This window comes from Brevundimonas sp. (assembly GCF_965279155.1).
GTDB lineage: Bacteria > Pseudomonadota > Alphaproteobacteria > Caulobacterales > Caulobacteraceae > Brevundimonas.
Map to the genome: position 1 here is coordinate 1,023,807 of NZ_OZ257138.1, position 13,732 is coordinate 1,037,538.

Annotated in this window: 5 protein-coding genes, 3 tRNA genes and 2 rRNA genes; all 10 read right to left on the minus strand. The window is 62.3% G+C overall.

Translation table 11 applies throughout. The annotated features are described in order from the left end of the window. Nucleotides 1–5: 5 nt before the first annotated feature. The gene (locus tag ACQY72_RS04960; protein ID WP_428156155.1) at nucleotides 6–1,352 is read right to left on the minus strand and encodes a glycoside hydrolase 5 family protein; all 1,347 of its coding nucleotides are present in this window, start codon (nucleotides 1,350–1,352) and stop codon (nucleotides 6–8) included. A 26-nt stretch (nucleotides 1,353–1,378) separates the two neighbouring features. Continuing rightward, complete coding sequence (locus ACQY72_RS04965; protein ID WP_428156156.1) at nucleotides 1,379–2,902, minus strand: tryptophan halogenase family protein; 1,524 nt, start codon at nucleotides 2,900–2,902, stop codon at nucleotides 1,379–1,381. Next, nucleotides 2,899–4,362: a tryptophan 7-halogenase gene (locus ACQY72_RS04970; RefSeq protein ID WP_428156157.1), complete on the minus strand. Its 1,464-nt coding sequence runs from the start codon at nucleotides 4,360–4,362 to the stop codon at nucleotides 2,899–2,901. The genes ACQY72_RS04965 and ACQY72_RS04970 overlap by 4 nt, the downstream gene beginning before the upstream one ends. Next, nucleotides 4,362–5,894, minus strand: coding sequence for a tryptophan halogenase family protein (locus ACQY72_RS04975; protein ID WP_428156158.1), 1,533 nt, complete (start codon nucleotides 5,892–5,894; stop codon nucleotides 4,362–4,364). The genes ACQY72_RS04970 and ACQY72_RS04975 overlap by 1 nt, the downstream gene beginning before the upstream one ends. A gap of 59 nt (nucleotides 5,895–5,953) precedes the next feature. Then, nucleotides 5,954–9,268 (minus strand): TonB-dependent receptor, encoded by a 3,315-nt coding sequence (locus ACQY72_RS04980; RefSeq protein WP_428156159.1) that lies wholly within the window; start codon nucleotides 9,266–9,268, stop codon nucleotides 5,954–5,956. A gap of 569 nt (nucleotides 9,269–9,837) precedes the next feature. Further along, a tRNA-Met gene (locus ACQY72_RS04985) sits at nucleotides 9,838–9,914 on the minus strand. Between the two features lie 93 nt (nucleotides 9,915–10,007). Continuing rightward, a 5S ribosomal RNA gene (gene rrf, locus ACQY72_RS04990) occupies nucleotides 10,008–10,122 on the minus strand. A 217-nt stretch (nucleotides 10,123–10,339) separates the two neighbouring features. Beyond that, nucleotides 10,340–13,119 (minus strand): 23S ribosomal RNA (locus tag ACQY72_RS04995). Nucleotides 13,120–13,319: 200 nt separating this feature from the next. Then, nucleotides 13,320–13,395 (minus strand) — tRNA-Ala (locus ACQY72_RS05000). An 83-nt stretch (nucleotides 13,396–13,478) separates the two neighbouring features. Next, nucleotides 13,479–13,555 (minus strand) — tRNA-Ile (locus ACQY72_RS05005). Nucleotides 13,556–13,732 lie beyond the last annotated feature (177 nt).

Consider the following 13,732-nt stretch of genomic DNA (forward strand, 5'->3'; position numbering starts at 1 on the left):
AGGCTTCACACGCTCAGCGCCGACATGGCGGCGGCGTTGGCGCGAATGCGCTGCCGCGTCGAGGCGTCCGCATCGAACACCCCATACCAGCCCTGCGGCTCGTGCGGCGGATCGCCCAGCCAGGCCGTGTCGCCGGACTTGAAGCGGAAGTCAGCATGCGCCGCCCGTCCCTCGCCGTTCCAGGCCCAGAAGTTGGTGCCCACGATGGGACCGCCCGCCCGCGCATCGGCCAGCGCCGCCGCATAGATGGTGTCGTAGAAGCCATCCCTCAGCGTGGTCGGCACGGCCGGATCATACAGGTCGCCGTCGCGCGGATAGCCGAACTCCTCGATGATCAACGGCTTGTTCAGGCCCTTGGACATCTCGACGTGCTGGGCGATGTATTCGGCCGTCAGGGCGCAGGCGCGGTCGTGGGTCTGGGCCATGTTCTGGCGATCCAGCCAGCCCCAGTTGCCGGGCCAGATGTGGGCGGTGACATAGTCGATGTCCGGCGAACGGTGGGTGTCCACGACGATGTCGGCCTGCTCGCCCGAACCCTTCAGCCCCTCGCTGCCGGTCGAGACCAGTTGGTTGGGCGCGATGGACTTGATCAGGCGGGCCGTATCGTTGACCCAGGTCAGGAAGGCCGGCTGGTTCTGGCGCACCTTGTCGGCGGCGCCGGCCGCGCGCGGCTCGTTCGACAACTGCCAGGACATGATGGTGGGGTCGTCGGCGTAGCGCTTGCCGGTCAGGGTATTGGTGCGTCCCACCACGGCTCGGATATAGTCGTGATATAGGCCCACCGCCTCGGCGCTGCGATAGAAGTCGGCGTTCATGTCCGCGAACTCCGGCCAGGGGTGCGCCGGGTCGTTCATGTTGATGTAGCGACCGCCGTTGACCCACGACAGATAGGTCATCATCCCGCCCGACCACTCCCAGAAGTTGGTCAGATACAGCACCGCCTTCATGTTCCGCCGCCCCATCTCCGACAGGGTGCGATCCAGTCCGACCAGCAGGGTCTCATTGTAGTCCGTCCCACGGTCGCGGAAGGCGGGCCGCACCGAGTTCTTCAGCGGCGACAGTTCGGCCGAGGCCGACACGCGGATGTTGTTTACGCCGTCGTCGTTCAGCCGGTCCAGTTCGCGCGTCAGCCGCCCGTGATCGCCATAGTCGGCGTCGGCGCCCAGCCACGGCAGATACCAGGCGTTGGCCCCGGCGAACCGATAGGCCTTGCCGTTCAGCGTCAGACCCATGCCATCGCGACGCACGAAGCCGGACGCGCCGGCCGCGCCTCCGGTCGTGGCGCAGGCGAAGGTTCCGGGCACGGCGGCGGCGACGGCCCCTGCGGCGAGTATCTGGCGGCGATTGAACATGGCGGCTCCTCGAAAACGAACGAAAATCAGACGATGCCCAGGGGCGTCGAATTCTGTGAAAGACGGGCGTCGCGCAGATAGCGTTCGTGCGGCGGCATGCCCGCCACGCGCTCGGCCACAGCCCCGCGAATATGGTTCAGCGTCCGCGCCAACGTCGCCTCGTCGACGGTGTCAGCGACGGGGTGACGCCCGTGCGGCATCAGCCCCTGGCCGATCAGCACGGCGAACCAGTTGGTTTCCTTGAACAGCTCCTGCTGGCCGACCAGAACCTCCCCCCGGCTGCGGAAAATCTCCAGCCGCTCGGCCAGGGAATCCGGGATCGCCATGTCGCGGCAGTGCCGCCAGAACGGCGTGTCGTCCCGCTCGGTCAGCTTGTAATGGGCGATCAGGAAGTCGCGGATACTGTCGTATTCCTCCGACATTTCGCGACTGTATTTCGCCGCCAGCAGCGGCTCGCTGCGTCGTGTCGGGAAGTGGGCCAGTAGTTTGGCGATCCCGGCCTGGACCAGATGGATGCTGGTGGATTCCAGCGGCTCCAGGAACCCGCTCGACAGACCCAGGGCCACCACGTTTCGGTCCCAGGTCCGAACACGCCGCCCCGCCTGGAACCGCAGGATGCGCGGTTCGGCCAGCGCCTCGCCGTCCAGCCGCTCCATCAGCAACCGACAGGCCTCGTCCTCGGACAGGAAGGCGTCGCTGAAGACGTAGCCGTTGCCGATCCGGTGCTGCAAGGGAATGCGCCACTGCCAACCGGCCTCGCGCGCTGTCGCCCGCGTGAACGGCGTCAACTCGCCCGCCGACTGGCACGGCACGGCGGCGGCCCGGTTGGCCGGCAACCAATGGGTCCAGTCCTCGAACCCGACCCCCAGCGTCTCGCCGATCAGCAGGGCGCGAAAACCCGAGCAGTCGATGAAGAAGTCGCCTTCGACCGCTTTTCCATCGTCCAGTACGACCGCCGTCACCTCACCGCTCTCGCCGTGGCGGGTCACATCGACGATCCGCCCCTCCTGACGGACGACGCCCAGGTTCTCGGCATATCGCCTCAGGAAGGCGGCATACAGGCCGGCGTCGAACTGGAAGGCGTAGTTGATGCGGGGCAGGCGCTGCGTCTGCTCGGGCGGCACACGCATGAAGCGGTTCTCGCGCGCGGCCAGGGTCTCGGCGTTGAAACGGCCGTGGTCAGCCTCGCCGCCGTTCGCCTGATGCCTCAGCCAGAAATGCTGAAACGGCACGCCGTCCATGTCCGCCCCATACAGACCGAACGGGTGAAAATAGCTGTGACCCAGCCTGCGCCAGTCGACGAATTCGATGCCCAGTTTGAAGGTCGCGCGCGTCTCGCGGATGAACTGATCCTCGTCGATGCCCAGCACGCGGTTGAACATCAGAATCATCGGGATGGTGGCCTCGCCCACCCCGACCGTGCCGATCTGTTCGGACTCGATCAGCACGATCTCGCGCTCGCGCGTGCCCAGGGTCTTGGCCAGGGCGGCGGCGGCCATCCAGCCCGCCGTGCCCCCGCCGACCACCACGATGCGTCGGATCTCGCTCATGCCGCCCGCCTCGCGTCGATCCAGGCCTCGACCGTCGGCAAAGCCCCGACCTCGTTGATCAGCGACTGCATGAAGCCGTGCAGGCGCGGCAGCTCGACTGAATCGTCCAGAGCAGCCGCACCCGGATCGGGATCGGTCGGGATCAGCCCATGCCCCAGCAGCATCATGCGCCAGTTGTCGGCCTGGAACGTCTCGTCCTCGAACATCCCGAGCGCCCCGCGCAGGGCGAACAGCTCCAGCCGCTCGGCCAGCGACGCTGGCGGGGCGACGTCCGCCGCCGCACGCCAGGACGGCTCCGGCCGCTTGGCCAGGCGATAATGCGCCGCCTGAAAATCTCTCAGGGCCTCGGCATGACGGCGGACGGCGGCGTTGAACGCCCGCGCCTCGGCCGCCATGTCGTCGTCCGTCGGAAACAGGGTCACCAGATGCGTCAATCCGACCTGAAGCCCATGCAGCCAGCCGCCGTCCAGCATGTCGGCTCGAACGCCTGATCGCCCGAGCGCCACACAGTTGCCGATCCAGCCCTGACGCAGGCCAGGCGTCAGCGCCTGATCCGAGACGCGCTGCACTGGCGCCCCTATCAGCTCGGCCATCCGCGCCTCGACGGCGTCGATCCCGGCGACCGTCTCGTCGAAGGCGCATTGCAGGACACGCCGGTCCTGAAGATCGACGACGCAGACCCAGCCCGCCGCCCAGGCCAGCACATCGGTTACGGCTTCCAGCGGCCCCGCACGCGGCGCAACGAACGTCGCCAGTCGGCGGAACGGAAACCACGCCGACCCGTCCTCCCATGGACCCGCCTCGCCGATCAGCTTCGCCTCGGCGCCCGTCGCGTCGATGTAGAGGTCGGCCTGCGCCTCGCCGCTTTCGCCCAGGTCCAGCCGCACGATCCGACCGCCTTCCCAGACCACCGCGACCTGTTGAACCGGCCGCGTCGTGACGCCCAGCGCCAAGGCCTTGCGCCGCAGCAGATCGACATAGGCGGCCCCGTCCAGATGGTAGCCGTAGTCGGCGCCGACCCAATCTCCCCGCAACGGCGGCGCCCGACGCTTGATCACGGCCGCCCCGCCCCGGCTGAAATCGCTGAACCGGGCCGGCATTCCCCGCCCGCGCGCCCTCAGCCAGTGCTGAAGGAAATCCATGTGCGAAGCCGTCTCGCCGACCTGGGCATAGGCGTGAACGAAGAAGCCCTCGCCCTCGGTCCAGTCGCTGAACCTCTGCCCTGCGACTGGCACAGCTGCGCACGACCGAACGATCTCGCGCTCGTCCACGCCCAGGATGCGGTGCAAAGCCTTGACGGCCGGTAGGACATCCAGGGCGATCGGCGTCGGATCGTTCGGCGTCTCCAGCACCTCGATCTGGACGCCAAGCGCCGCGACCGCGCGCGCCAGACCCAGGGCCGACAGCCAGGCGTCTACGCCTGCCCCGACCATGACGATCCGCGACACCGGCCGGCCCATCAGGCGGCCATCCCGGCAGCGTGACGGCCGACATAGTCAGCGTGCGTCGTCATCCCCGCCACGCCACGCACGATCTGCGCGCGTTCGCCTGTCATTGCCGCCAGCGAGGCCTCGAACGGCGTGTGATCCGCCAGACGATCGTAGCCTTCCGGCGACAACCCCTGTCCCGTCAGCACCGAAATCCAGCTGGGCGCCGCGAACAGGCCGTTGCGCCGCGATGGCGCCAGTCCCCGCTTGCGGAACAGATCGACGATCTCGATCAGACTTTCCGGCGGCGGCGTCTCGCGACAGCGACGCCACAATGGCTCGGGCCTCTCGTTCAGCCAGTAGTGCAGGATCAGGAAATCGCGCACCCGGTCGTATTCGAAATCGATGGCCTGGTTGAACGCGTTCCGCAGCACGGCCTGCCCGGCCTCGGCGCCCGGCCAGTATTTGACCAGATAGGTCACGGCGGCCTGAATCAGATAGATGCTGGTCGATTCCAGCGGCTCCAGAAACCCGCTCGACAGGCCCACCGCCACGCAGTTGCCGTTCCACGACGCGCGGCGCCGTCCAGACTTGAATCGCAACGGCCGGGGATCCGCCAGCGCCTCGCCGTCCAGGTTCGCCAGCAGAACAGCCGCCGCCTCGTCGTCCGAGATATGGGCGCTGGAATAGACATAGCCGTTACCCGTCCGGTGCTGCAGCGGAATGCGCCAGCGCCAGCCCGCGGTGTCGGCGGTGGATCGGGTGTAGGGCGAGAAGTCGTCCGACCGCGCGCACGGAACCGCCACCGCGCGGTCGCACGGCAGCCATTGGGTCCAGTCTTCCCAGGCGTCGTCCGGCTGAGAGCCGATGGCCACGGCGCGAAACCCGCTGCAATCGATGAACAGGTCGCCCGCTATCCGCTCGCCGGACGCCAGCCGCAAGGCCGTGATCCGGTCGCCCTCGCGTTCGACCGCCTCGACCTTGCCCTCGGTCCGCACGACGCAGCGCCGTTCCGCGATGCTCCTCAGGAACCGCGAATAGAGGCCCGCGTCGAAATGATAGGCGTAGCTGTAGGTCGACTCGACCGCAGCCATATCCTTGGAGGGCGGCTGAAAGCGGTTCTGACGGCAGGCTTCGATGGCGTAGGAATAGTCGTCGATGGCTCCGACGGCTTCTCCCGCCAGCCGCGCCCGCGTCCAGTGATGGACGAAATCCACACCGCCGATCGGTCGGCCGTGCGCCCCGAACGGATGGACGTAGCGGTTGCCGACCCGGCCCCAATCGACGAACTCGATGCCGAGCTTGTAGGTCCCGTTCGTCGCGGCCAGCATCTCGGCCTCGTCCACACCGGCGAAGGCGTTGAACTCGCGAATGGCGGGCAAGGTCGCCTCGCCCACACCGACGATACCGATGTCGTCGGATTCAACCAATCGGATAGCGACAGGCTTGGACGATCCGCGCCCGCCGAGATGGTTGCTCAGCGCAACGGCGGTCATCCACCCCGCCGTTCCCCCGCCCAATATGACGATGGATTTCGGAGCGCCGTTCTCAGGATAGGGCTGCATTCTCCGGCTCCGCGCGATGATCGGTGCGCCCCGCATCAACGGGGCGCACTCTCAAGCCATCAGTACTTCAGTCGCAGCGTCACCATGTAACGGCGGTCGGTGCGGTTCCAGGAATAGTCCTTGCGCAGTCCGCCGTCCTCGGCATCCGTCAGCTGCTGGGTCAGGACAGACTCCGTATCCAGCAGGTTGGACGCCTGGAAGCTCAGCTCGGCATTGTCGTTGACCTTGTAGCGCACGGTGGCGTCCAGATAACCGGCCGCTTCCGACCACACCGGCACACCGATGCAGCAATCGACCGCCGTCAGCAGGAACTCCGAGCGCCAATTGTAGGCCAGACGCGCCGACCAATCGCCCTTCTCATACATACCGACCAGGTTGAACGCATAGTCGGACATCCCCTCCAGACGATCGACCGAAATGCTGTCGTCCGCCTGGTTGACGCCGCCACCCGCCGTCCCGGCGGTTCCGCCGTTCGACGTATTGGTCAGGTTGGCGTTGCTGATGCCGGTATTCTCCACATAGGTGAAGTTCGCCTGCAGGCCCAAACCATCGAACGGATCGGGCAGAAAGTTGAAGAAGGTCTGGAACGCGACCTCGACACCCTGCATCGACGCACCGTCGCTGTTGGCCGGGCCGCGCACCAGCACGTTCCGGGTCACGCCGTTGATCGTCGTCTGCTGATCGAAGGTGCCGTACTGGATGTAATCGTTGAACTTCTTGTAGAAGAGCGCGATCGAGAACGACCCCGTATCGGAGAAGTAGTTCTCCAGCGTCAGGTCGAACTGATCGGCCGTCACCGGCTTCAGGTTCGGATTATACGAGTCCGCCGTGTAGCGCGGATTGACGCCGACGATCGTACCCGAAGCATCCTTGACCCAACGCGGATCGGTGTTGTCGTCCGTGCTCGGCAGGCTGATCGAAATCTGCTGATAATTCTTCAGATAGCCGATATCCGGCCGCGACATGGCCCGCGACGCCGCGAAGCGCATCAGCCAGGTATCGTTCAGATCGACGCGCAGATTGAAGCTGGGCAGGAAGTTCTTGTGGTTGGCTTCGATCGTCGACGGCGACGCCAGACCGTCGGCGTAAGCGATGTCCTGAGCGCTGATGTAGCAGCCGATGGTGTTGGGCACGCGGTTGGGCGACGGAGGTTGCCCGACCGGCGGCGTGTTCGCACGACAGTCCAGCGACGTCGAACGCAACAGATCGGCGTGGATCAAGGCGCCTTCGCTGGTGTCCTTCGTTTCGATGTAACGCGCACCGATGTTGCCCGATACACGGTAGCCGCCGATCCGGGTTTCCGGGCCGCCGAACTTCAGCATGACGTAGGCGGCCTGGGTCTCTTCCTGGATCTTGGCGATTTCCTGCGGCAGGTAGCAGCCGTCCACCTCGCCGACGCGGCGACAGACCGGAGCCCAACGCGAGGCGCCGACGCCGGCGCGGTTGTATTCGAACTCGTCCGAGAACCGGTCGTGGCTCTCCAGAATGTCCATATTGAAGAAGGAATAAGGCCCGCCGCCGACCAGACCGCCGAAGCCGCCGGGGAAGTCGCGCACGTCGGTCAGATTGGGGCTCCAGCCGCGGAAGTTGGTGTTCGGCGTGGAGGCGTTGCAGTCGCCGTTCACGCCTGCCGCCGGAGCCGTGCGATCGGCGTTGTACCAGAGATAGTTGGTCGCAGGGCTGTTGGCGCCGTCACATCCCCAGGCGACCGCGACGCCCGCCCAGTTGTAGGCGCTCCAACGCACGGTCTGATCCCGGTCCGCATAGCGAACGCCCGCACGCAGGCTGTCCAGCCAGCCGCCGCTTTCGAACTTGTATTCCATGTCGCCACGGATCGCGAACTGGCTGCCCTCGCTGTCTTCTGTGTGGTCGTTGACGTTGTTGAAGCGCCAGGCGTTCGGATTGGACAGGAAACCGGCGGCGTAGTTGTTGTTGGTGCCGGGCGTGAACGCCATGGTCGGATGCTCGCCCGTCGCGTCCAGGCCGATATTGGCGTAGGCGACCTGGCTGATGTCCTGATCCAGGTTCGTCACGGTCGCATTCACATACTGAACGTCGGCCGAGAAGCTCAGGCTGTCGCTGGCGTTGTAACGCAGCTTCAAACCGATATCTTCGGTCATCTGCTTGTTGCGGTTGTAGCGGGTGCTGGTCGAGACCTCGCCGCCGCGCACTTCCGGGGCGCAGTTGTCGGTGACGTTCCAGCTATAGCAGGGGTTGATGATCGGCGCGCCGTCGGAGGTCTGGCCGATCGAGAAGCGCGGGTTGGTGCCGTCGAACGGATTGCCGACCCAGCCCAGCGGCGAATTCATCACACCGGTTTCGAAGTTGCCCTCGTCGTCGAAGGTGAAGCTCGTGCCTGGGGCCTGCTTGATGAAGTTGTCCACATTGGCGTTGGTGATGCGGAAATCGGTCGGCTGGGCGAACAGGCTGAATGCGCTGCCCTGCACCGAGCGCTCGTGCCAGACGTTTTCGTAGGTCGAGCGATTGTACTGCAGCGTGGCTTCGAACTTGCCCGAGGTGTCGCGGAACTGACCGGCAAGGGCGATGCCCTGACGGGTGCGGTCGAAGTCGGTCGTGCCGACGCGATACCAGGCCGGAATATACTTCGTGCCGCCGCCAAAGGCGGTGACGTTCTCGAAGATCCCCATGCGACCGTACTGGGCGCTTTCGGAAACGCTCGCCAGTTCGGAATAGGCGAGGTTCGCCATGATCCCGAACTCACCGATCGGGGTGTCGTAACGGTCGCTGAAGATGGCGGAAACTTCCGGCGTCAGCTTCTCGGCCAGACTGCCGTAGTTGCCCGTCACCGTCATGGCCTTCAACTGGCCTGGCGAATCGAAAGGCACGCGGGTCCGCAGGTTGATCGTGCCGGCGATGCCGCCTTCGATCAGTTCGGCGGTCTGGTTCTTGTAGGTATCGACGCCGGACATCAGCTCTGGCGAAATATCGCCCCAGCTCAACCCGCGCGAGGAGTTGGCGCTGAAGGTGTCGCGGCCGTTGAACTCGGAACGCACCTGCTGCAGGCCGCGCACGATCACGCCGGACGGTTCGTTGGAGAAGTGGGTGGTGTCCGACGTCGCCGCATAGCGGTTGACGGTCACGCCGGCGACGCGCTGAAGCGCCTCGGCCACGGACTTGTCGGGGAAGGAACCGATGTCGGTGGCCGTGATCGAATCGACGACCGTGTCGGCGTTGCGCTTGATGGCCTGTGCCGATCGCAGCGCCCCACGAATGCCCGTGACGACGACCTCGTCGACCGTGGCGGCGTCGCCGTCATTGGTCTGGACCGGTTCGTCCTGCGCAGACTGCGCCGACGCCCCTGAGGCGCCGACAGTCAGAACAAGACCCAACGCCAGAGCCGAAGCCCCCGCCATCAAGCTTCCGGCACGACCACACCGTGGATTCAACATAGACACCCCTCCCGTCGCGCCCCCAACAGCGCATGATTAAGCCTGCGGCCGCTTTCGCGGCCGAATTGGGCGAACGCCCAGTCTGATCAATCGGGATGTGCGCCGCTTCGCGGCCTTTCCTCCCACCCCTACCCGTCTGATGCGGGCTGTAGACGGAACTTTACGCAGCTGGATCGGAAACGCCAGCCTTAAATGAAATGTTTTTTTCTATTAATTGCAGCGACTGAACTTACGCCACTTGCGCGTGTGTTCGGCATCTATCCTGACGGCTGATTCGACGGCCTCAGCGCGGCGTCGAGCGTTGTCTTTGGGGGCCAAGGACTTTGTCAGCAAGCCGTTCGACGTTGTCGAGGTTGCGCTTCGGATCGCCAATCTTCTGGAGACGCGGATCCTGTATCGGCGTCTCCAGGCTCGGTCGCGGGCGTGAGGAAGCCGCCGGCGATCACGGCATTTAGCCGAGCCTTTGTGCGTCATGGGCGGTTTCGGAACGCACAAAGCCCCACAGTCTGGGACTGTGGGGCTTTGTTGAAGTTTGGGTGCGGGAGTAGGATTTGAACCTACGACCTTCAGGTTATGAGCCTGACGAGCTACCGGGCTGCTCCATCCCGCGGCAAACGGTAGTATCGTGAAGGAAGAACGGTTCGAGAAGATGCCCTCAAGTAGCGCGAAGCGCGTTAGGGCAAATATCATGTGTGCTTGGTAGACCCGGCGACGACCTACTCTCCCGCGCCTTGAGACGAAGTACCATTGGCTCTGGAGGGCTTAACGACCGAGTTCGGAATGGGATCGGGTGGGGAACCTCCGACATAGTCACCAGGTCAACCAAGCACACATGAACGTCTTGCTGGGCCTATCGCGCTTTCGCGCTACATGAGGCCGATCGCTCTCAGGTAGGCCTAGGGCCGATAGAGCGAGCAAGAAGACATCCAAGCTCAAGCAGCGCTAAGGCGCGGTAGCTTGAACAAGGATGAGAAGAAGACATTGTCTGAGGTTGCTTCGGTCAAGGAGCAACCATCGAATGAGTTTTGCTGAGAAACGATCAAACCGATCGGATTATTAGTACCAGTAAGCTTCATGGGTCGCCCCACTTCCACACCTGGCCTATCAACGTGGTAGTCTTCCACGATCCTCAGCGAAGCCTTGTTTTGAGGTTAGTTTCCCGCTTAGATGCTTTCAGCGGTTATCTATTCCATACTTAGCTACCCTGCTGCACAGCTGGCGCCATGACAGGTACACCAGAGGTATGTCCATCCCGGTCCTCTCGTACTAGGGACAGATCCTCTCAAGCTTCGAACACCCACGGCAGATAGGGACCAAACTGTCTCACGACGTTCTGAACCCAGCTCACGTACCACTTTAAATGGCGAACAGCCATACCCTTGGGACCTGCTCCAGCCCCAGGATGTGATGAGCCGACATCGAGGTGCCAAACTTTGCCGTCGATATGGACTCTTGGGCAAAATCAGCCTGTTATCCCTAGAGTACCTTTTATCCGTTGAGCGATGGCCCTTCCACTCGGGACCACCGGATCACTATGGCCGACTTTCGTCTCTGCTCGACTTGTCAGTCTCGCAGTCAGGCGGGCTTATGCCATTGCACTCGACGACCGATTTCCGACCGGTCTGAGCCCACCATCGCGCGCCTCCGTTACACTTTAGGAGGCGACCGCCCCAGTCAAACTACCCACCACGCCATGTCCCGGGACCGGATAACGGCCCTCGGTTAGACGTCAACGACAGTAAGGGTGGTATTTCAAGGACGACTCCACCAGAGCTGGCGCCCCGGTTTCATAGTCTCCCACCTATCCTACACATACGGTCGCTAACGCCAAGGCGAAGCTATAGTAAAGGTTCATAGGGTCTTTCCGTCTGACCGCGGGAACCCCGCATCTTCACGGGGAATTCAATTTCACTGAGCCTATGCTGGAGACAGTGGGGAAGTCGTTACGCCATTCGTGCAGGTCGGAACTTACCCGACAAGGAATTTCGCTACCTTAGGACCGTTATAGTTACGGCCGCCGTTTACCTGGGCTTCAGTTCGTCGCTTTCACAACTCCCTTTAACCTTCAGGCACCGGGCAGGCGTCAGACCCTATACGTCGCATTGCTGCTTCGCAGAGCCCTGTGTTTTTGCTAAACAGTCGCTACCCCCTGGCTTGTGCCACTCAGTCCTGGTTGCCCAGGGTGAGTCACGCTTATTCCGAAGTTACGCGTGCAATTTGCCGAGTTCCTTCAGCATAGTTCTCTCAAACGCCTTGGTATGCTCTACCTGACCACCTGTGTCGGTTTCGGGTACGGTCTCTGCTGGAGTTATTTCCTGGGACAACGCCCCCGCACACACAATCCAATAAGTGGGTACGAGTTAAGCCATCCGTCACTTCCAGCTGGTGCAGGAATATTTACCTGCTTCCCATCGACTACGCTTTTCAGCCTCGCCTTAGGGGCCGACTAACCCTGCGCAGATTAGCTTTACGCAGGAACCCTTGGTCTTTCGGCGGGAGTGTCTCTCACACTCCTATCGTTACTCATGTCAGCATTCTCACTTCCGATACCTCCAGCCAGGCTCACGCCTGACCTTCACCGGCCTACGGAACGCTCCGCTACCGCTTGCAGTAAACTGCAAACCCATATCTTCGGCGCACGGCTTGAGCCCCGTTACATTTTCCGCGCAGGATCGCTTGATCAGTGAGCTGTTACGCTTTCTTTAAAGGATGGCTGCTTCTAAGCCAACCTCCTGATTGTCAAAGCAATCCCACATCGTTTCCCACTTAGCCGTGACTTGGGGGCCTTAGATGATGGTTAGGGTTGTTTCCCTTTTCACGACGGACGTTAGCACCCGCCGTGTGTCTGCCCGATAGTTCTCTTGGGTATTCGGAGTTTGGTTAGTATTGGTACCGCTCGCGCAGCCCGCAACCATCCAGTGCTCTACCCCCCAAGGAATTCGTCGGACGCTCTACCTAAATAGATTTCGCGGAGAACCAGCTATGTCCAGGTTTGATTGGCCTTTCACCCCTATCCACAAGTCATCCCAGAATTTTTCAACATTCACGGGTTCGGTCCTCCAGTTGGTGTTACCCAACCTTCAACCTGCTCATGGATAGATCACCTGGTTTCGGGTCGTCATACGTCGAACTTAGCGCCCTATTCAGACTCGCTTTCGCTGCGCCTACACCTAACGGCTTAAGCTTGCTCGACACATGAAGTCGCTGACCCATTATACAAAAGGTACGCCGTCACCCCGCTTGGGGGCTCCGACTGCTTGTAGGCTTCCGATTTCAGGATCTGTTTCACTCCCCTTGTCGGGGTGCTTTTCACCTTTCCCTCACGGTACTTGTTCACTATCGGTCGTAGAGGAGTACTTAGGCTTGGAGGGTGGTCCCCCCATGTTCAGACAGGATTTCACGTGTCCCGCCCTACTCGAGTCTCTTGCTATTTGATGACTACGGGGCTTTCACCCACTATGGCCGACCTTTCCAGATCGTTCGTCTTTATTTCACAAGAGCACTGGCCTGGTCCCGGTTCGCTCGCCACTACTACGGGAGTCTCGGTTGATGTCCTTTCCTCCGGGTACTGAGATGTTTCAGTTCCCCGGGTTCGCTTAATGAACCTATGTATTCAGTTCATTATACCTTTCAACAATCCGCCAATCGCTGTCTCCGAAGAAACAGAGTTGGAAGACTGTAAAGGTGGGTTTCCCCATTCGGAAATAACCGGATCAAAGGGTGCTAGCGCCTCCCCGGTTCTTATCGCAGCTTGCCACGTCCTTCATCGCCTCTCTACGCCAAGGCATCCGTCAGAAGCCCTTCAACGTTTGATCGTTTCTCAGCAAAACTCATGCTTGGTTTATTCCGCCCGACTGGAAAGTTGCCGGGGGACCAAGCCTGATATTTGTCAGACAATGTCTTCTTCTCGAACTAGACCTACAAGCTCAGGGGAGCCGGTCACGTTCTTCCTTTACGATTTCAATGCACGCCAACCCTGAGGCCGACGGCAAACTTGAATGCGATCACAAGATCCTGGTGGAGCCAGACGGAGTCGAACCGACGACATCCTGCTTGCAAAGCAGGCGCTCTACCAACTGAGCTATGGCCCCATTCCAACAGGAATAGTGCGAAGCCCAGGAGAGCTGTCGGCGATGCCGTCTTGAGGCTGAGAACCCCGGCGAACCAGAAGTCCTGGTAGGCCCGGGCAGACTCGAACTGCCGACCTTACGCTTATCAGGCGTACGCTCTAACCACCTGAGCTACGGGCCTATGGCAGCGACAGCCGGGTCATAAATACCCAGGCTCGCGATCGCGTCACCAATACAACGACCCGAATGGTCGATGCGTCGATGACGAAAGTGGAAAGAGAAACGGAGACGGCGGCGTTCCGCCGTTTGTGCTCGGCGCTGTGAAGCGCTTCGCTATTGGAGCCTCAATAGACAGCCT